Source organism: Bradyrhizobium sp. CIR48, assembly GCF_014198315.1.
Classification (GTDB): Bacteria; Pseudomonadota; Alphaproteobacteria; order Rhizobiales; family Xanthobacteraceae; genus Bradyrhizobium.
The window spans coordinates 604,195-623,696 of the sequence record NZ_JACIHG010000001.1 but is presented as its reverse complement, the minus strand read 5'-3'; the positions used below and the strand labels follow the sequence as shown (position 1 = coordinate 623,696).

Genomic DNA, 19,502 nt, shown 5'->3' with positions numbered 1-19,502 from the left:
GACTATCATTTGGGCATTCGGCGGAACAGCAAATTAAGCAGGCGTTAGGCGGAATCCTCGAAAAAGAATCGTATTCGATCTGTAAGCGATTGTTCCGGGTTCATTGCAGATCAGACCTCATTGCCAAGGGAAATCCCCGATGTCTGCTGCGCTGGGTCTGAAGGCCAAGCCGATCGCCACCGAACCCGCTGACGACGATTCCGACATCTCGGCGCTGATCAACCGCCTCACCGCGGAGGTCAACCAGATCGCGGTCGACAAGACCAAGTCAATCCAGCAGATCACCAACCAGATGAAGATGCTGGCACTGAACGCGCTGATCGAGAGCTCGCGCGCCGGCGCGCAAGGCGCAGGCTTCGCGGTGGTGGCACAGGAGGTACGCGGCGTCGGCCAGCAGGTCGAGACCATCGCGCGCGAGCTCGAAAGCCAATTGACCAAACGCACCGGCGATCTCGTCGCCTCGATCGACCGCATGAGCCAGCGCTCGCGCGGCGAGCGCATGGTCGACCTGTCGCTCAACGCTATCGAGCTGATCGACCGCAACCTCTATGAGCGCACCTGCGACGTGCGCTGGTGGGCGACCGATTCCGCCGTGGTCGATTGCGCGGCCTCGCCGGCCGCCGCAGCGGTGTCGCACGCCTCGCAGCGCCTGGGCGTGATCCTCGGCGCCTACACCGTCTATCTCGATCTCTGGCTCTGCGACCTCGACGGCAACGTCATCGCCAACGGCCGCGCCGACCGCTTCCGCGTCGTCGGCCAGAACGTCGCCCACACCAAATGGTTTCGCGAGGCGCGAACCTTGCGCTCCGGTGACGACTACGTCGCCGGCGACGTCGAGAACCAGCCGCTGCTCGGCAACGCGCAGGTGGCGACCTATTGCGCCAGCGTCCGCGCCGGCGGCCAGGCCCACGGCGCCCCGATCGGCGTGCTCGCCATCCACTTCGACTGGGAGGCGCAGGCCCGCGCTATCGTGCAGGGCGTGCGCGTCGGCGACAGCGACAAGGCCCGCGTGCTGCTGGTCGATTCGAATTTCCGCATCATCGCGGCGTCCGACGGCCAGGGCATTCTCAGCGAGCGCATCTCGATCTCGCTGAACGGCCAGCGCTCCGGCTTCTACCATGACCGCTCGGGTGCCCTGGTCGCGTTCCATGCAACGCCGGGCTATGAGACCTATCGCGGGCTCGGCTGGTACGGCGTGATCGTCTGCGGGGCGTGAGACAGCCGGCCGATTCAAAAACCCGAAAACAACCCCATGCACAGTAGCCAAAGGGCTGCTTTCATTGGTGTTTTCAGCCGGGCTTGCGTCCTCGTTCTCTCAAACATTTTGACAAGTCGGGCAAAACACTGGCACTCTGCGATCATCGCAGAGAGTGTGTTTGCGGCACGAGGGAATGACCCTAGCGGGTTTGTGAAATCGCACCCCGGCTTCTGAAGCATTTTCCGGCAAGCCGCGCCCGTAACAGGCAAGAGCCCCGCGCCCTTGATCGATAGAGTCGCTTCGCATCACGTTGATCGACGTGAGCGCGCGAGTCCGCCCTGGCTAATCATCTCGCGCTCGTCACATGCCAAGGAGACATGCCATGAAGATCGTCGTGATCGGCGGAACCGGATTGATCGGATCCAAGCTCGTGGCGAAGCTCAAACAGCAGGGCCATGACGCGATAGCGGCCTCACCGAAATCAGGCGTGAACGCCGTGACCGGAGAAGGCCTCGCGGCGGCGCTGGCCGGCGCGGATGTCGTGGTCGACGTGGCCAACGCGCCGTCCTGGGAGCCCGCCGCCGTGCTCGAATTCTTCGAGCGCTCAAGCCGAAATCTCGCCGCGACCGAGGCCGCCGCAGCCGTCAAGCATCACGTCGCGCTCTCGATCGTGGGGACCGATCGTTCGCCCGACATCGCGTATTTCCGTGCCAAGCTCGCCCAGGAGACCATCGTAAAGGCCTCCGCGGTCCCCTACTCCATCGTCCGCGCCACGCAGTTCTTCGAATTCCTCGGCGCCATTGGCGAGGCCGGAGCGGCCGGCGACAAGATCGTCGTTCCGTCGGCGCTGTTTCAGCCGATCGCCGCCGACGACGTGGTCGATTGCCTCGCAGAGATCGCGACGGGGCGGCCGCTGAATGGCACCATCGACATCGCAGGCCCCGAGAAGGCTCCCTTCAATGAGTTCGTCGCGCGCCGCCAGAAAGCCTCCGGCGACAGCCGTACGGTGGTCGGCGACCCAAAAGCGCAATATTACGGCGCTTCCATTCAGGACACATCGCTGAACCCGCTCGGCGAGGCTCGGCTCGGGAAGACGCCGCTCGCAACATGGCTCGCGCGCCTCTGAGGGCCCGCCAGCCCCGCAATCAACACAGAAACGGCAATGAAGGAAATCCCATGCGCAGATTGCTGATCGCAACGGCGGTTTACGCCGCGTCTGTCCTGACGGTCCATGCGGCCGAGACGGCAGCACCATCGGCTAAGGTGACCGTCGTATTTGACCAAACGCTGCCCAATGTCCCCGGCAAGAGCATGAAGGGCGTGCTGGTCGAGTATGGTCCTGGGGGCTCGTCGCCGGCCCACATCCACGCGCCCTCCGCCTTCATCTATGCCACCGTCCTGGAAGGCGCGATCCGCAGTCAGGTCAATGACGGCCCGGCCAAGGTCTTTCGCAAAGGGGAGAACTTTTCCGAAAGACCCGGCGACCGCCACGGCATCAGCGCGAACGCCAGCGATACCGAGCCTGCCAAGCTGCTTGCCGTGTTCGTGGTGGATACGGCCGACAAGGAGCTGACAATGCCTATGCCGAAATAGCCTGCAGACGCACTCCCGCCAGGGTCGGCTTCTTATTCGAGAGGGTCTTCATGTTTCCGTCCGCTGCGTGTTGAATTCTCGATCTGTGGCGGCAATCAGCGCGCGATACCGATCTTCGTACTGTCGCGCCATTCGGCATGCGGTGAAGCGTTCCTCGAAGCGGGCGCGCACCCTCTTTCGATCCAGCTTGCTCAATTCGCCGACCGCCTTGACCGCCTGATCCTCGTTCTCGACGATGAAGCCGGTCACACCGTGCTCGATCACCTCAGGGACGGAGCCGGAGCGGTAAGCGATCACAGGCGTTCCGCAGGCCATCGCCTCGATCATGACGAGCCCGAAAGGCTCCGGCCAATCGATCGGAAATAGCAGCGCGGCGGCCCTGTCGAGGAAGGCCTGCTTTTTCACGTCATCGACTTCGCCGACAAGCTGGATCTTCTCGCCATCGATTTGAGGCTCGAGGTGCTTCCTGAAGTAGGCAGTCTCGGCGCGCGGAATCTTCGCAGCGATGCGCAGAGGCATCCGGGCCGCGTGCGCGATACGGATTGCGTCCTCCGGCCCCTTCTCGGCCGTCAGGCGACCGAGAAACGCCAGATAGGCTCCCTCCTCATAAGAGGGGCGCAACAGCTCCGACGGCAATCCGTGCTGGATCGTTCCCATCCACTTCGCATCCGGAAGCGGCAGGCGCTGGTGATCGGAGATCGACACGAAACCAGCCTCGGGGAATTGCCGAACCAATTCGGGCAACCCAGGCAAGTCGAGGCGACCGTGCATGGTCGTCATGAACGGCACACCAAGCCGACTGAGCAACGGCAGTTGCAGCCAGTCGATATGCGCGTGGATCACATCAAAATCCCTCGCCCGCTTCGCGATCGCTTCCAGCAGCATTGCGTTGGCCGCACCAGGATCCGCGCCCTTTCGGCCGAGTCGCAGCGCGCGTGGCCATACCGGGTGAAGCTTGCCGGTCGTGCGGGAGTCGCCGCTCGCAAACAGCGTGACGTCGTGTCCAAGCTTGACGAGCTCATCGACCAGCCAGGCCACCACCCGCTCGGTGCCGCCGTAGAGCTTTGGAGGGACGCTTTCGGCCAGGGGAGCAAGCTGAGCGATGCGCATGACAGCCCGCCGCTATACCGCTGACCGGACGATCAGCACGATGGCCGCGGACAGAAGGTTCGAGATCGCGAGCAGCGTCCACTGCGGCCTCGCGCTTGCGCTCGCCAGGCGGCACACTAGGCTCTCAATCAGGCTCAGCATGAGTCGTCCGAAAGCCGCTCGAGATAGGCAAGCCCGAAACCCGTGAGCTCCTGGGCATCGCCATTACTCTGGCGCGCTTCCCGTCTCCCTCGCAAATGACGCTCGAGCAGGCAGCGACGGCCGTCTGCAGCATCGACACCGCGATGGCGGGCGCGGTACACGCGCCAAGCGGTATCGACCGCCGTTCGTAACGGGTCGTCGTCGACCATCTTCCCAGCTCCCACTGGAGATATCCATGGGACGCCAACTCGTCGCGACGGCGGAAGTTTCCAGTTTTTCCCGAAAGTCTAATCCTGCCCGCAAGGCGAGCGCAGCAAGCGCTCACTGCCAGTGCGTGCAGATCAGGCGGCGCGGCGGGCGGCCATCTCCGCGGCGAGGAGCAACGCGGCGCGACTGGCGCCGATCGATGCAATTCCCTGCCCGGCAATGTCGTAGGCGGTGCCGTGCGCGGGCGTGCAGATCGGGAAGGGGAAGCCGCCGAGCATGGTCACGCCGCGATCGAAGCCCATCAGCTTCATCGCGATCTGGCCCTGGTCGTGATACATCGTCAGCACCGCATCGAAGGCGCCGCCCTTGGCGCGCAGGAAGACGGTGTCGGCCGGGAACGGCCCCTCTGCGGCTATGCCCTCGCGCTGGCCGGCTGCGACCACGGGCGCGATGATATCGATCTCCTCGCGACCGAAATTGCCGCCATCGCCAGCATGTGGATTGAGACCGGCGACCGCGATGCGCGGCCGCGCGAAGCCGGCGTTGCGCATGCAGGCATCGGTCAGCTGGAGCGCACGATGGATGCGTTCGCTGGACAGGTTTGCGGCAACGTCCCTCAGCGGGATGTGCGAGGTCACCCGCGCGTTCCAGAGCCGGTCCAGCACGTTGAACTCGCTCGCCGCGGTCTTGAGGCCGACCACTTCGGCCGAAAACGCGATCTCGTCGTCGTACTCGGCGCGAGCAAGGCGCATCGCCTGCTTGTTAAAGGGGGTGAAGCAGACCGCATCGACATAGCCGTCGCGGCCGAGCTCGAGCGCGTGCCGATAGTTCGCCAGTGCGAACTTTCCGCCCGCAAGCGTCGCGGTCTTCGGCTCGACCTCTTCGGGATCGAGGTGACGAAGATCGAGAAACAGCGCCTCGCCGTCCGCCGCGCGAAGATCGGCCCCCTGCTCCACCATCTTTAGCGCCGGCTTGACGCCGGCAATGCGCGCGCCCTCCTCGAAGATGCGGCGGTCGCCGATCACGACGAGCCGGCAGCTCGCGCGGATGTCGTCCTGCGCCAACAGCTTGGCCGTCAGCTCCGGGCTGATGCCGGCGGGGTCTCCCATGGCCAATGCAATCAGCGGCTTTGCGGTCATATGATCACCTTCTCCTGGGCCGTCGGTTCGGTCGCGGGGGATGCAGGTTTGCGCCACAGGCGCGCGAGCTGCAGCACGAGCGGAAGCAGCAACAGCGCGATGCCGGCCATGATCAGGCATGTCACCAGCTTGTTCGCGAAGAATATCCCGAGCGATCCCTTCGACATCAGCATCGACTGCCGGAACGCATCCTCGGCCTTGTCGCCGATGACGATCGCGAGCACGAGCGGCGCCAAGGGATAGAACAGCTTCTTGAAGAGATAGCCGACGATTCCGAAGCCGAGCATCATGACGACGTCGAGATAGGAGTTCGATACCGAATAGGCGCCGACGACGCAGATGATCACGATCAGCGGGGCGATGACGACGAAGGGAATCCGCATCAAGGCGGCAAACACCGGAACGGTCAGCAGCACCAAGGCGACGGCGACAATGTTGCCGACATACATCGAGGCGATCAGGCCCCAGACGAAGTCCTTCTGGTCGACGAACAGCATCGGCCCCGGATTGAGGCCCCAGATCATCAGCCCACCCATCATGACGGCCGCGGTTGCCGAGCCGGGAATGCCGAGCGAGAGCATCGGCAGCAGCGCGCTGGTGCCGGCGGCATGGTCAGCCGTCTCCGGCGAGATGATGCCTTCGACCTCACCGGTGCCGAAATAGCGGCCCCGGCGCGAGAAGCGGCGGGCAATGCCATAGCTCATGAAGGATGCCGCGGTCGGCCCGCCCGGGGTGATGCCCATCCAGCAGCCGATTGCGGCGCTGCGCAGCAACGCAATGCCATGTCGCGGCAGGCGGCCGACGGCGCGGAACACCTCGCGCCAGTCGATCTTCGAGGACACCGCGCGGGCATGGAATTCCTCTTCGACCGCAACCAGCAGTTCGCCGATGCCGAACAGGCCCATCACCGCGACGACGAAGCTCACGCCCTTGACGAGCTCGTCGACGCCCATGATGAGGCGGACGCTGCCGGACACCGTGTCGATGCCGATCGCGGCGATGGCAAAGCCGATCGCGAGAGCCACAACCGTTTTGATCGGCGCGGCGCCGCCCATGCCGACGAAGCTGGCAAAGGCCAGGAAATAGACGGCAAAGTATTCCGCCGGCCCGAAGGCGAGCGCGACCTGCGCCACCCAGGATGCGAGGAAAGTGATCAGGATGACGCCGATTAGCGCGCCGAAGGCGGCCGAGCCGAAGGCGGTGGCGAGCGCCGTGGTCGGCCTTCCGTCACGCGCCATCGGATAGCCGTCGAAGGTGGTCGCGACCGACGACGGCTCGCCGGGAATGTTGAACAGGATCGAGGTCACCGAGCCGCCGAACAACGCACCCCAATACATGCTGGAGAGCAGGATGATCGCCGACACCGGCTGCATGCCGAAGGTCAGCGGCAGGAGCAGCGACACGCCATTTGGCGCACCCAGCCCCGGCAGCACGCCGACGAGAATGCCGAGCAGCACGCCGACGACCATCAGCACCAGGTGCGGCACGGTGACCGCGATGGTGAAGCCGTGGAGGAGTTCCCCGAGATTGTCCATTGGCCCTCCGTCAGAACCCGAGGGCGGCTGCGAGCGCGCCGTGCGGCAAGCTCACCTGGAACATGCGCTCGAACACGACGTAGAGCGCGAGTGCCGTCGCAGCCGCCATCCCCAGCGCGCGCGGCACGGATTGGTGTCTGGGGATCACCAGCACCGCGAAGACATAGAGCGACGAGGCGACGTACATCCCGGCGAGCGGGATCGCGGCCACGAAGATCGCGGCCGGCACGAACAGGCCGGCGAGCCGGCGCAGCTCGAAGGGCGTGATCGCGATGGGAACATTCGCCAGGGACGCAACCGGCAACACGCCCCGCACCAGGTTGTAGAGGCTTCCGAGCACGATGATGATGCCGGTCAGGAACGGAAACGTGCCGGCGTCCACGCCCGCGCTCGACCAGCCAATGCCGTTGTCGAGGCTGGAGATGACGACGGACACCCCGAAGCCGCTGGTGAGCACGGCAGTCGCAAGTTCAAGGGCGCGGCGTGAGATCATGGGAGGCTCCGCTCTGGCGTCGGACAAGGGTCGGTAGTGGCGCATGCGTCTTTGCCCAGCCCTCGCTGTCGTCCCTGCGAACGCAGGGACCCATAACCCCAGGGAGACGTTTGACGAAGACTTGACGTCACATCCACGCCGGTACCACCACCAGCACCCCTCGAGAGATCACGCGGTATGGGTCCCTGCTTTCGCAGGGACGACAGCGGAGTTGGTGGAGAAACCCCGCTCCCATCAAGGCTGATGCGACGGCCCCACCTCACTTGACGAGCCAGCCCTGCTCGCCCGCGACCTGTTTGACGTGTTCGAGATCCTGCTTGATGAACTTGTCGAACTCGGCGCCCGTCAGGAAGGTGTCGACCTGAGACGTCTTCTCGATGTAGTCCTTCCACTCGGGTGTGGCCTGCACCTTCTTCATGAGGTCGACATAGAACGCGGCCTGGTCCGGCGTGACCTTGCCGGGCAACCACACCGTGCGCGGCTGCTCATATTGCTTGATGTCGAGCCCCTGCTCGACGCAGGTCGGAACGTCGCCCCAGCCTTCGGTCGCGGTGACCTTGGCGCCCTGCGGCAGCCGCTTCGGGCTGAAAACGCAGAGCGGCCGCTGCGTGCCGCCGCGCCATTGCCCGAGGCTTTCGCTGGGATTGTTGACGTGGGAATCGAGATGACCGCCGGCGAGCTGCACGGCGGTCTCCGCGCCGCTCTTGAAGGGAATGTAGGTCAGCTTGACCTTGCCGGCCTTCTCGATCATGCGCGTCAGCACCTCGTCGGTGTCCTTCGACTGGGCGCCGCCCATCTTGAACTCGCCCGATGCGGCCGCCTTCAGATAGTCGCCCGCCGTCTTGTAGGGTGCGTCCTGCTTGACCCAGAGCAAAAACTCGTCCTGCGCCATCGCCGCTACCGGCGTGAGATCGGTGTAGTTGAAGGCGACCTTGGAGACGAGCGGTTGCTGCCAGGCGTTCGAGGTACCGAAGATCACCTTGTAGGGATCGCCAGCGGAGGCCTTGCCATAGACATAGCCTTCGGCGCCGCTGCCGCCGCCCTTGTTGACGACGACGATCGGCTGCTCCGTCAGCTTGTGCTTGGTGATGATGTTCTGCACCGCGCGCGCCAGGTTGTCGGTCCCGCCGCCGGGCCCGGCGGTGGCGATGAACTCGATCGGCTTTTGCGGTTGCCAGGCACTGAGCGCCGGCATCGTGCCGGCAAGCATCGTCGCGGCTGCGGAGAGCATAAATATCGACGTCCGACCCATGATTTCCTCCAGCTGATTTTTGTCTCTTATTGTTGTCTGTCCTATCGACGTCCAATCAGGCGACGCGTTCCTCGCGCCTTCCCGATGCCAGGACGATTGCGCCTTCTTTTTCGAGCGCTTCGATCTGCTTCTGGTCGAACCCGTACTCGGCCAGCACCTCGCTTGTGTGCTCACCATAGACCGGCGCGCCCGATAGCACTTTGCCTGGGGTCTCCGAAAACTTGACCGGAAGACCGATCGTCTTGACCGGGCCGAGCGTGGAATGCTCGACCTCGACGACCATATCGCGCGCCAGAGTCTGGGGATCGCTGAGCGCCTCCAGCATGTCGTGCACGGGTCCGCACGGCACGCCCTTCTCGTCCAGCGCCGCGAGCCAATGCGCCCGCGACTTCGTGCGGAAGCGTTCGCTCAGCACCGCTTCGAGCACTTTCAGATTGGCCATGCGCTCGGCGCCGGTGACGAAGCGCGGATCGGCGGCGAGTTCGCTGGCGCCAAGGGCTTCCAGCATCAAGAGCCAGTGCTTCTTGTTGGCGCCGCCGACCACGAGCCAACCGTCGGAAGCTTCAAATGCTTGATACGGAGCATTAAGCGGATGGGCCGAGCCCATCGCGCGCGGTGCTGTGCCCGCGGCTAGCGCAATGGTCGACTGCCAATAGGTTTGCACCAAGGCGGCTTCATAGAGCGAGGTTTCGACCCACTGCCCCTCGCCGGTCTTGAGCCGGTGCGCATAGGCCGCGAGAATGCCCATGCTGGCGAGCAGGCCGGCGGTGATGTCGGACAGTGGCGGGCCGCATTTGACGGGCGGCCCATCCGGGCGTTCGCCAGTGAAGCTCATGATGCCGCTCATGGCCTGGGCGACGAGATCGAAACCGCGGCGGTGCTTGTAGGGACCGGTGCGGCCGAAGCCCGACAGCGAGCAGTAGATCAGCGCCGGGAATTGCGCGTGCAGCGCCTCGTAGCCGAAGCCGAGGCGCTCCATCGCGCCCGGCGCAAAGTTCTCGACCAGCACGTCGGCGTCAGCGATCAGCCGGCGCAGCACCTGCTTGCCGCCCTCGGTCTTCAGATCCAGCACGATGCCGCGCTTGTTGCGGTTCATCATCAGGAAGGAGGCCGCCTCCTCCCCGATCTTCGGCGGCACCGAATGGCGGGTATCGTCGCCGTTCGGCGATTTCTCGATCTTGATGACGTCGGCGCCCATGTCGGCGAGCATCAGAGTGCAGGTCGGCCCGGCCATGACATGGGTGAGGTCGACGACCCTAAGGCCGGCCAGCGGTCCCGAACGGCGAGAGTTGGATTGCGATCGATCGCTTTGCATCGGGCCTGTCCTATTGGCCGCGCCATTGCGGGGCGCGCTTGTTGAGGAAAGCATCGAGCCCTTCGCGAAAATCCTGGCTCGTGTAGCACATCAGGATGAGGTCCTCGCCTTCGTCCCGGGTCAGCCGCCGTTGCAGGCGGGCCACCGCCTGTTTGGTCGCATTCAGCGTCAGCGGCGCATGGCTGGCGACGAGCCGGGCCACCTCGTCGGCGCGCTTGTCCAGCGCGGCAATGTCCTCGACCACCTCGCCGAGCAGCCCGACGCTCGCAGCCTCCGTGGCGTCGACGAGGCGTGCGGTGAAGATCAGGTCCTTGACGCGCGCAGCGCCAATCAGCGCGGTAAGACGGCTGACATTGGACATCGACAGGCAATTGCCGAGCGTCCGGGCAATTGGGAATCCGATCTTCGCGCTTGCCGTGCCGATGCGGAGGTCGCAGGCCGCGGCGATGCCGGCGCCGCCCCCGGTGCAAAAGCCGTTGATCGCCGCGATGGTCGGCACGCGGCACTGCTCGAGCGTGGTCAGCACGCGATCAATCCGGTTCTCGTAGTCGATCGCATCCTGCGGCGTCTTGAACTCGCGGAACTGATTGATGTCGGTGCCGGACGCAAAGGCCTTGTCGCCGGCTCCGCGCAGCACCAGCACCTTGATCGCATGATCGCTATTGGCCTGCTCGCAGATCGCGGCGAGCCGCTCGTACATGGCGAAGGTGAAGGCGTTGCGGGCCTGCGGGCGGTTGAAGGTGATCCGCCCGATGCCGTCTTTGCATTCAAAAACGAGGTCGTCTGCCTCTACCGCCAGGTCCATTTCCTCATATCCTCTTGTTTTTTACATTTTTGAATGCAAAATTCGGGATTAGCAAGCTGGAACTTTGAAGTCTCGATCGAATATCCAAGTTTTGCATTCAAATTGGAGCGCTGGTCCCCATGCTTCACGAGGAAGTCGTCGGCCGTATCCGTGCCATCCTGCTCGATGGCGAAATCCCGCCGGGCGCGCGGATTCCCGAGCGCGAGCTGTGTGAGCGGCTTGAGATCTCGCGCACGCCGCTGCGCGAGGCGCTCAAGGTGTTGGCCGCCGAGGGCCTCGTGCAGCTGCTGCCGCATCGCGGCTCGCGCGCGGCAAAACTGACCGACAAGGACATGCGCGACCTGTTCGAGGTCTGCCAGGGCCTAGAGGCCCTCGCCGGCGAGCTCGCCTGCGAACGCATCACGGACGCCGAGATCGACGAGATCGCCGCCGCGCATGCGGCCATGGTGCTGCATTATCGCGATGGCGATCTGATCCAGTACTATCGCGGCAATCGCGCCATCCACGAGGCCATCGTCACCGCAGCCGGAAATCCCGTGCTCGCGGGGCTCTACATATCAGTAACGGCGCGCATCCGGCGCGCGCGCTACGTCACGCCGATGACGCCGCAGCGCTGGGCGCTCGCCGTGAAGGAGCACGATGCCATCCTGAACGCGCTCCAGCGCCGCGACGGCGCCGGCCTCTCCCACATTTTGCGCGCGCATCTCCGCCACAAGCGCGAAGAGGTGTTGCAGGCGGGCTTTGCCGAGACGGAAGGGACCGATCTCACGCTTAGAATTGCGTAAGGCGCAATTCGGGTTGTCCTGGCCGGCGGAGCGCGCGTCCACACGCGGCCGGCCCGCTGCCGCGGCTCGTTCGCGCTCCGCGTGAATCTGCGCACTAATTCCACTTGCTAGCTTGTCGCGGCCGGAGCAGCATACTTCTCTGCCGACCAGCGGCCGCGCGGCCGATCAGGCCGGTGCCAACGCGCGAACAATCGCGCAAAATAAAAGACAAAAGCGAGGAACGCATGACAATCGATGTCTCCCGTCGGTCCCTTCTCACGCTCGGAGCGGGCCTTGGTGCCAGCGCCATGCTCGGCACCAGCGCGATGGCGCGGGCACCCAAGCTCGGCACCCAGACGCCCTACTGGCACCGCTTCGTTCTCGGCGATGCCGAGGTCACCGTCGTGTCCGACGGGCCGCTGCCGCTCGGCGATCCCTCTGGAACCTTCACCGGCGTTCCCAAGGAAGAGGTGAAGAAGATGCTGGCGGACAATTTCCTGTCGCCGGACAACGTCGTGCTCGAACAGAACTCCCCGATCGTGAACACCGGCGACAAGCTCATCCTGTTCGATACCGGCATGGGCTCATCGAAGATGTTCGGCGCCAGCACCGGCCGGCAGCAGAAGAGCATGACCGAGGCCGGCATCAAGCCGGGGGACATCGATGCCGTGGTGTGCTCGCATGCCCATATCGACCATATCGGAGGCATCGTCGACGAAGGCGGCAAGCCGCTGTTTCCGAACGCGCAGATCTACATCTCGCAGACCGATTTCGACTTCTGGACCGACGAAGGCAAGCTCGGCAGCCCGGCCAAGGACTTCGTCGTCCACGCCCGCAAGAACCTGCTGCCGGTCCGTGACCGGATCGTATTCTTCAAGGACGGCCAGGAATTCCTGCCGGGGGTCCAGGCCATCGCCGCGCCCGGTCACACCGTCGGCCACACCATTTTCATGGTGTCGTCGGCCGGCAAATCCTTTGCCTTCCTCGGCGACCTCTCGCACCATTCCGTGCTGCTGCTCGAGCGGCCGCGCATGGAATTCTCCTACGACACCGACCCGAAGCAGGCGGCGGAATCGCGGGTGAAGTTGCTCACGATGCTCGCGGCAAACAAGGTCCCGGTGATGTCGTATCACTTCGCCTGGCCGGGCTACGGCCATGTCGCCAAGGCCGGCGACGGCTTCCACTATTATCCCCAGCCGATGCAGATGACGTTGTAGGTTCTCGCGATCAGGTCCGGGCGGCGCGCGCCGTCCGGACCATTGATGCGCCCTATTCCACGGGCTCGGCAACCGCGCCGGCGCCTGAGGCCGCAGCGTCCGCCCGGGCACCGGGGAATATCCGCTTCACCAGCACGAACAGCGCGGGCACGAAGAAGATGCCGAGCACGGTTGCCGCGATCATGCCGCCGGCGACGCCGATGCCGACCGCGTTCTGGCTGGCCGAGCCCGCGCCCGTCGCCACCGCCAGCGGCAGCACGCCGAGGATGAAGGCGAGCGACGTCATCAGGATCGGGCGCAGGCGCTGGCGCGATGCGTGCAGGGTGGCATCGACCAGGCTGCGGCCGGAAGCGATCTGCTCCAGCGCGAATTCGACGATCAGGATCGCGTTCTTCGAGGCCAGCCCGATCGTCGTGAGCAGTCCGACCTGGAAATAGACGTCGTTGGCCTGATCGAACAGCGTCGCCGCGAGCAGCGCGCCGAGCACGCCGATCGGCACCGTTAGCATCACCGCGAACGGGACCGACCAGCTCTCGTACAGTGCGGCAAGGCTCAGGAAGACGATCAGCAGCGAAATCGAATACAGATACAGCGTCTGGCTGCCGGTGAGCCGTTCCTGGAACGACAATCCGGTCCATTCATGGCCGTAGCCCTTGGGCAGCTTGGCCATCTGCTCCTCCACGGCCTGCATGGCGACACCCGAGCTGATGCCCTGCCCTGCCTGCCCCTGCAGCTCGACGGCGGCGACGCCGTTGTAGCGCTCGAGGCGCGGCGAACCAAAACTCCAGCGATCGGTCGCGACCGCCGAGAACGGCACCATCGAGCCCGAGGCGTTGCGCACATACCAGCGGCCGATGTCGCTGGTATCCATGCGGAACGGCGCATCGCTTTGCACATAGACCTGCTTGACGCGGCCGCGGTCGATGAAGTCGTTGACATAGGCGCCGCCCCACGCTGCCGACAGCGTGGTGTTGAGATCGCTGAGGTTGACGCCGAGCGCGGTGGCCTTGGCCTGGTCGACGTCGAGGTTGAATTGCGGCGTGTCGTCCTGTCCGTTCGGCCGGGCCTGTGCCACGCGCTTGTCCGCCGCGAGCTGCCCGAGCAGCTGGTTGCGCGCCTGGATCAGCGCCTCGTGACCGTTGCCGCCGGTGTCCTGGAGATAGAGATCGAAGCCGCCGGCATTGCCGAAGCCGGGAATCGACGGCGGCAGCACCGCGAACACCATGGCGTCGCGGATTTTCATGAACGCCCCCATGGCACGGCCGGCCACGGCCTGCGCCGAGGCCGCAGGACTCTTGCGCTCGTCGAACGGCTTCAGGCTGACGAAGGCAAGGCCAACGTTCTGTCCCTGCCCTGCGAAGCTGAAGCCACTGACTGCGAACACGCCGTCCACGGCGTCCTTCTCGTTGTCGAGATATTGATGCTCGACTTGCTTGATGACATCGAGCGTACGCGTCGAGGTGGCGCCGACCGGAAGCTGGATCAGCGTCATGATCGTGCCCTGGTCCTCTTCGGGCAGGAACGAGCTCGGCAGCCGCTGGAACAGGACGACCATGGCGGCGAGGATCGCCGCGAAGGCGATCATCACTCCCGCGATGCGCCTGATCGCACCGCCCGCGGTGCGCTGATAGCCGTCCGCCATGCGGTCGAAGCCGCGGTTGAACAGGCCGAAGAAGCCGCGCTGCGCGCCATGATGCTTCGGCGGCTTCAGGATCGTGACGCACAGCGCCGGCGTCAGCACCAGCGCCACGAGCACCGACAGCAGCATCGCCGTGACGATGGTGAGCGCGAACTGCCGGTAGATGATTCCGACCGAGCCGTTGAAGAACGCCATCGGAATGAACACGGCCGAGAGCACGACGCCGATCCCGACCAGGGCCCCGGTAATCTCGCGCATGGATTTCTCGGTCGCCTCGCGCGGGCCGAGCTTCTCCTCGGCCATCACGCGCTCGACGTTCTCGACCACGACGATGGCATCGTCGACCAGGAGGCCGATCGCCAGCACCATCGCGAACATCGTCAGCGTGTTGATCGAATAGCCGGCAAGCGAGAGCACGCCGAAGGTCCCGAGCAGCACCACCGGCACGGCAATGGTCGGGATGATGGTCGCCCGCCAGCTCTGCAGGAACACGAACATCACGACGAAGACCAGCGCGATCGCCTCGAACAGCGTGTGAATCACCTTTTCGATCGACAGCTTGACGAAGGGCGTGGTGTCGTAGGGGTAGACGACGCGGAGCCCCTCCGGCATCGCGGCGCTGAGCTGGGCGACACGTGCCTTCACCGCCTCCGAGGTCGCGACCGCATTGGCGCCGGTCGCAAGACTGATGCCCATGCCCGCGGCGGGCTTGCCGTTGTAGCGCGCGGCGGAATCATAGGACTTCGAGCCGAGCTCGACCCGCGCGACGTCGCCGATGCGGACCGTCTGACCGGTCGTGGCCGTGCGCAGGATGATGTCCTTGAACTGCTCGACCGTCTGCAGGCGGCTCTGCGAGGTGATGGTGGCATTGAGCTGCTGGCCGCCGACGGACGGCAGGCCGCCGAGCTGGCCGGCGGTCACCTGGGTGTTCTGAGTCTGGATCGCCGCAGTCACGTCCCCAGGCATGAGGTTGTATTTCGCCAGCTTGTCGGGATCGAGCCAGATTCGCATGGCGTATTCGGCGCCAAACAACGTCACCTGGCCGACGCCAGCGACGCGGCTGATGGGATCGTTGACCGAGGACGCCACGTAATCGGCGATGTCGCTGGCGGCGAGCCGGCCGTCCTCGGAGACGAAGCCGAGCACCATCAGGAAGCTTGCCGAGGACTTCACGACCTTGATGCCCTGCTGCTGCACCACCTGCGGCAGCAGCGGCGTCGCGAGCTGCAGCTTGTTCTGCACCTGCACCTGGGCGATGTCGGCATCGGCTTCGTTGGTGAAGGTCAGCAAGATCTGCACTTGGCCCGTCGAGGTGCTCGACGACGACATGTATTGCAGAAAGTCGAGGCCGGTCATGTTCTGCTCGATGACCTTGGTCACCGAGTTCTCCGCGGTCTCGGCATTGGCGCCGGGATAGGTCGCCGTGATCGTGACCACAGTCGGCGCGATCTGCGGATATTGCGCGATCGGCAAGCGCATGATCGCGAGAACGCCGCCCAGCATGATCAGGATGGCGATGACCCAGGCGAAGATCGGCCGCTTGATGAAGAAATGGGACATGACGGTTACTGCTCGGCTGCGGCTGCTGCAGGCCGCGCATCGGCCTGCCGCGTCGGATTCACGGTGAGGCCGGTTGCGGGATCGACCGCGACCTCCACGGTCTTGACGGGCGCCCCGGGGCGGGCCTTCTGCGTGCCCTCGACGACCAGGCGATCGCCGGCCTTGGCGCCGGAGCGCACCAGCCAGTTGCTGCCGACATCCTCGCCGAGCTCCAGCATCCGCTGCTCGACCTTGCCGTCCTTGTCGACGAACATCGCCACTGCCTGCCCCAGCGGATTGCGCGAGACGGCGCGCTGCGGCACGAGGATCGCAGCCGGATCGACGCCGGCGACGACGCGGGCGCGCACATACATGCCCGGCAGCAGCGCCCGCTCGGGATTGGCGAAGACTGCGCGCGAGGAAACCGAGCCGGTGCTCTCGTTGACGCTGGCATCGGTGAAACCGTACTTGCCCTTGTGGCCGTAGGTCTTGCCGCTCTCCATCAGGAGCTCGACCTGCACGCCCTCGGCGGGACGCTTGAGCTTTCCGCTCGCGATCTGGCTGCGCAGGCGCTCCATCTCCGAGGTCGACTGATCGAGGTCGACATAGACAGGGTCGAGCTGCTGGATCGTCGTCATCGCCGTCGCCTGGCTCGCGGTGACCAGCGCGCCGGGTGTGATGCTCGACTTGCCGATCCGGCCCGAGATCGACGCGGTGACCTTGGTGCGATCCAGCGAGATCGCGGCGGTGTCGCGGTTGGCTTGCGCCGCCTTCACGTCGGCCTCGCCCTGCTTGTAGGCGGCAACGGCATCATCGACGTCCTGCTGGCTCGCCGCGTTGGTCTGCAGAAGCTGGGTCTTGCGCGCAGCCTTCAGCTTGACGCTGACGAGCGTTGCCTCCGACCTCTGCACCGCGGCCTCGGCGCTCGCCAGACCCGCCTTGTACTGCACCGGATCGATCTCATAGAGCAGGTCGCCTTCCCTCACCTCGGCGCCTTCCACGAAGTCGCGCTTGAGCAGAATGCCCGTGACCTGCGGACGGACCTCGGAAACCTGATAGGCGACGACGCGGCCCGGCAGCAACGTCGAGATCTTCGCTTCCTGCGGTTTCAGGGTCATGATGCCGACCTCCGGCACCATCTGCGGCAATGCCGCTTGCGGGTTCTGCTCCCCGCAAGCGGCAAGCAGCAGGGCAATCAAGGGAACAGCGCGGACGATCGGGGGGCGCATGATGACGATCCATGGGTGAGTTGCGGCCCCTCGAGGAGGATCGCGCACGGAAACATTCGGAAACTATTCAGTTTCCATTTGGAAACTTGATAGTTTCCTTCCCCGAAGTCAAGTGCTAGGCTGCCTGCGCAGCGGCGTTCAAGCAGTCGTGAAACAGCTCAGATTCAACGGCGGGTGTGTCCATGGCGAGAGAATCCAGAAATCAGAGACGTATTGCTCCGCCGTCGGAGCGGACCAAGCCGGCCGTCATCCTTCCCGCCCCCGACGCTCGCATGACGCAACTGCTGGCGGCGGCGAAGGACACCTTCACCAGCAAGGGATTTGCCGCGACCACGATGGACGACATCGCCGGTGCCGCCGGAATGTCGAAGAAGACGCTCTACAAAATGTTCGAGAGCAAGACCGAGCTGTTTCGCGCCATGCTGCTGCGCAGCCTGCCGGAAGCAGACTTCGCCGATGCCCCTTCGGAAGGATCACCAGTGATCCGACTTCGAAACATGCTGCGCGAGGCGGCCGACGTGGCGCTGTCGCCTGGCGAGATCGCCCTGCAGCGTCTGATCATCGGTGAACGTCAGGCCTCGCCGGAGCTGGGGCGCATGTTCGCCGAGGTCATCATGGAGAGCGGCACAGAGCATATCGTCGAGCTACTGAAGGCCGTTCGCCTGGAGCCTCGTTTCGAGGCTGTGCCGCTCCGCCTCATCGCCGAAATGCTGTTCGGCATGGTGTTCAGCCACGATCATTTCAGGCTGCTGACCGACACCGGATTCAAGCTCAATCGCCACGTGCTGGACCGGCGGATCGACCTTGCGATCGCGACGTTCTGTGCAACCGAAGAGGCGCAAGCCTCGTAATATTCTGGCCCTCCGCAACCCCGGAGTCGGACCAAACAGGTTCGAGGGAGCCCGAGCGTTGCTTGACGCAAATCAACATCCGACCGCTCGCGGCAACAATGCTGGCCTACGGAAACTCGGGCGAGCCGCGTCATGGACGATCTCTCGAAAATGGGGATTGATGCCGCCAGGCTGCCGGGCTGGCTGCGCTTCGTGGTGGTGATCGTGATCGCAGCGCTTGCCGCCGGCGCGAGCCTCGCTGCCTATCGCTGGTACGCCCGGCCCGTGACACTGTCGATCGCAGTCGGATCCTTGGATGGCGACGCTCCCAGGATCGTCTCGGCGCTCGCGAGCAGGCTTGCCGTCAACAACGCGCCAGTGCGCCTAAAGCTGGTCGAGACCGGCGGGCCCATCGAATCCGCCGCGGCGTTCTCGTCGGGCAAGACCGACCTCGCCGTCGTGCGCGGCGATGTCGGCGATCTCTCTCAAGCGCAAGCGATCGTCGTGCTCACCGAAGCCGTCGCCCTGCTGGTGGCTCCGCCGGGATCGGCGATTTCGGATATCGCCGGCCTGAAACGCACGACGGTAGGGGTTGTCGCCGGCGACACGAACCAGAAGGTGGTCCGCGTCCTCACCAGCGCATACGACCTTGGCCGCGCCAATGTCGTCTTCAAGAACATCGCGATGGACGACGTTCGCCGCGCGCTGGACGCGAAAGAGGTGCGCACGGTGCTTTTCGTCATGCCGCTCAGCGAGCGGTATCTGTCGTTGCTACGCCGCCTGTTCTCACAGACTGCCAAGACCGCGCCGATTCTGATCCCGATCGAAAATGCAGGCGCGATTGCGGAGAAGGAGCGCGCCTATGAGAGCTTCGACATCCCCAAGGGAGCGCTGCGCGGGTCCCCGCCAGTTCCCGCGGACGACGTCACAAGCTTGCACGTCGCCTTCTATGTGGTCGCCAAGAAGAGCCTCGACAACGACGTCGTCGCCAGCTTCACGCAGGCCATCACTGCCGCGCGCAGGGACATCCTGTCGGAATGGCCGGTCCTCGCCCAGTTCAAGGCGCCGGATACCGATGCCGGCGCATATCTCCCGGTGCATGCCGGCGCCGCCGAGTTCTACAATGGCAGCCAGCTAGGCTTCCTCGACAAGTGGAGCAACGTGATTTTTCTGGCGCCGATGGCGCTGGGCGCGCTTGCATCGATCGCGGCGGCGCTGTGGCGGTTTCTCAGGTCGGGCGAACACCAGCCGCGCGAACCGGCACTCGACGCGCTGTACACGCTCGGCCGACAGATCCGCGGGGCCAAAAACGAAACCGACCTGCTGGCGATCGAAGACCAGATCGACAATGTGCTTCGTAGCCAGCGCGCGAGATTGGACGGCGACGACAACCCGCTGGATGCTGCCACCCTCAACGTGGCGGCCCACCGCCTCGAGAACCTCATTCACGAGCGCAGGGCCGTGCTGACTGCAGCGCCCGCCGAGTCGCGGTAGCA

At 64.8% G+C, this 19,502-nt stretch carries 17 protein-coding genes; 7 read left to right on the top strand and 10 right to left on the bottom strand.

Going from position 1 to position 19,502, the window contains the following annotated elements; genetic code table 11:
• Positions 1–139 precede the first annotated feature (139 nt).
• The 3 genes from GGD66_RS03050 to GGD66_RS03040 all read left to right on the top strand — a co-directional run bounded on the left by GGD66_RS03050 (position 140) and on the right by GGD66_RS03040 (position 2,791).
• Entirely contained in the window at positions 140–1,216 is a 1,077-nt protein-coding gene (locus GGD66_RS03050) for a methyl-accepting chemotaxis protein (protein WP_183256850.1), read from the top strand.
• Between the two features lie 364 nt (positions 1,217–1,580).
• Positions 1,581–2,324 carry an SDR family oxidoreductase gene (locus GGD66_RS03045; RefSeq protein WP_183256849.1) on the top strand — a complete coding sequence of 248 codons (744 nt, stop codon included), beginning with the start codon at positions 1,581–1,583 and terminating at the stop codon, positions 2,322–2,324.
• A gap of 50 nt (positions 2,325–2,374) precedes the next feature.
• Positions 2,375–2,791, top strand: coding sequence for a cupin domain-containing protein (locus tag GGD66_RS03040; RefSeq protein ID WP_183256848.1), 417 nt, complete (start codon positions 2,375–2,377; stop codon positions 2,789–2,791).
• Between the two features lie 48 nt (positions 2,792–2,839).
• Here GGD66_RS03040 and GGD66_RS03035 read toward each other — a convergent pair whose 3' ends face one another.
• The 8 genes from GGD66_RS03035 to GGD66_RS03000 form a co-directional block, all read right to left on the bottom strand.
• Complete coding sequence (locus GGD66_RS03035; RefSeq protein ID WP_183256847.1) at positions 2,840–3,901, bottom strand: glycosyltransferase family 4 protein; 1,062 nt, start codon at positions 3,899–3,901, stop codon at positions 2,840–2,842.
• 134 nt (positions 3,902–4,035) lie between these two features.
• Complete coding sequence (locus GGD66_RS03030; protein ID WP_092258494.1) at positions 4,036–4,251, bottom strand: hypothetical protein; 216 nt, start codon at positions 4,249–4,251, stop codon at positions 4,036–4,038.
• A 132-nt stretch (positions 4,252–4,383) separates the two neighbouring features.
• Positions 4,384–5,388, bottom strand: coding sequence for a 4-hydroxythreonine-4-phosphate dehydrogenase PdxA (locus GGD66_RS03025; RefSeq protein ID WP_183256846.1), 1,005 nt, complete (start codon positions 5,386–5,388; stop codon positions 4,384–4,386).
• Entirely contained in the window at positions 5,385–6,923 is a 1,539-nt protein-coding gene (locus GGD66_RS03020; protein WP_183256845.1) for a tripartite tricarboxylate transporter permease, read from the bottom strand. Before GGD66_RS03020 ends, GGD66_RS03025 begins: the two co-directional genes overlap by 4 nt.
• Before the next feature lie 10 nt (positions 6,924–6,933).
• Positions 6,934–7,416, bottom strand: coding sequence for a tripartite tricarboxylate transporter TctB family protein (locus GGD66_RS03015; RefSeq protein ID WP_183256844.1), 483 nt, complete (start codon positions 7,414–7,416; stop codon positions 6,934–6,936).
• Positions 7,417–7,675: 259 nt separating this feature from the next.
• Positions 7,676–8,668 carry a tripartite tricarboxylate transporter substrate binding protein gene (locus GGD66_RS03010; RefSeq protein ID WP_183256843.1) on the bottom strand — a complete coding sequence of 331 codons (993 nt, stop codon included), beginning with the start codon at positions 8,666–8,668 and terminating at the stop codon, positions 7,676–7,678.
• 55 nt (positions 8,669–8,723) lie between these two features.
• Complete coding sequence (locus tag GGD66_RS03005) at positions 8,724–9,983, bottom strand: CaiB/BaiF CoA-transferase family protein (RefSeq protein ID WP_183256842.1); 1,260 nt, start codon at positions 9,981–9,983, stop codon at positions 8,724–8,726.
• A gap of 10 nt (positions 9,984–9,993) precedes the next feature.
• Positions 9,994–10,788 carry an enoyl-CoA hydratase/isomerase family protein gene (locus GGD66_RS03000; protein WP_183256841.1) on the bottom strand — a complete coding sequence of 265 codons (795 nt, stop codon included), beginning with the start codon at positions 10,786–10,788 and terminating at the stop codon, positions 9,994–9,996.
• 119 nt (positions 10,789–10,907) lie between these two features.
• Here GGD66_RS03000 and GGD66_RS02995 point away from each other — a divergent pair, with 119 nt between their 5' ends.
• Positions 10,908–11,573: a GntR family transcriptional regulator gene (locus tag GGD66_RS02995; protein WP_183256840.1), complete on the top strand. Its 666-nt coding sequence runs from the start codon at positions 10,908–10,910 to the stop codon at positions 11,571–11,573.
• Between the two features lie 224 nt (positions 11,574–11,797).
• Positions 11,798–12,769 (top strand): MBL fold metallo-hydrolase, encoded by a 972-nt coding sequence (locus GGD66_RS02990; RefSeq protein ID WP_018323065.1) that lies wholly within the window; start codon positions 11,798–11,800, stop codon positions 12,767–12,769.
• A gap of 52 nt (positions 12,770–12,821) precedes the next feature.
• Here the strand turns inward: GGD66_RS02990 and GGD66_RS02985 are convergent, their stop codons facing one another.
• Both GGD66_RS02985 and GGD66_RS02980 read right to left on the bottom strand, forming a co-directional pair.
• A complete protein-coding gene (locus tag GGD66_RS02985; protein WP_183256839.1) occupies positions 12,822–15,968 on the bottom strand; it encodes an efflux RND transporter permease subunit in 3,147 nt (1,048 codons plus the stop codon).
• Positions 15,969–15,973: 5 nt separating this feature from the next.
• Positions 15,974–17,176, bottom strand: a complete 1,203-nt coding sequence (locus tag GGD66_RS02980; protein WP_092258524.1) for an efflux RND transporter periplasmic adaptor subunit — start codon at positions 17,174–17,176, stop codon at positions 15,974–15,976.
• 272 nt (positions 17,177–17,448) lie between these two features.
• On the opposite strand from GGD66_RS02980, the gene GGD66_RS02975 reads away from it, so the two are divergent.
• Positions 17,449–18,027 (top strand): TetR/AcrR family transcriptional regulator, encoded by a 579-nt coding sequence (locus GGD66_RS02975; RefSeq protein ID WP_183256838.1) that lies wholly within the window; start codon positions 17,449–17,451, stop codon positions 18,025–18,027.
• A 132-nt stretch (positions 18,028–18,159) separates the two neighbouring features.
• The gene (locus GGD66_RS02970) at positions 18,160–19,500 is read left to right on the top strand and encodes a TAXI family TRAP transporter solute-binding subunit (protein ID WP_183256837.1); all 1,341 of its coding nucleotides are present in this window, start codon (positions 18,160–18,162) and stop codon (positions 19,498–19,500) included.
• The last annotated feature ends 2 nt before the right edge of the window (positions 19,501–19,502 follow it).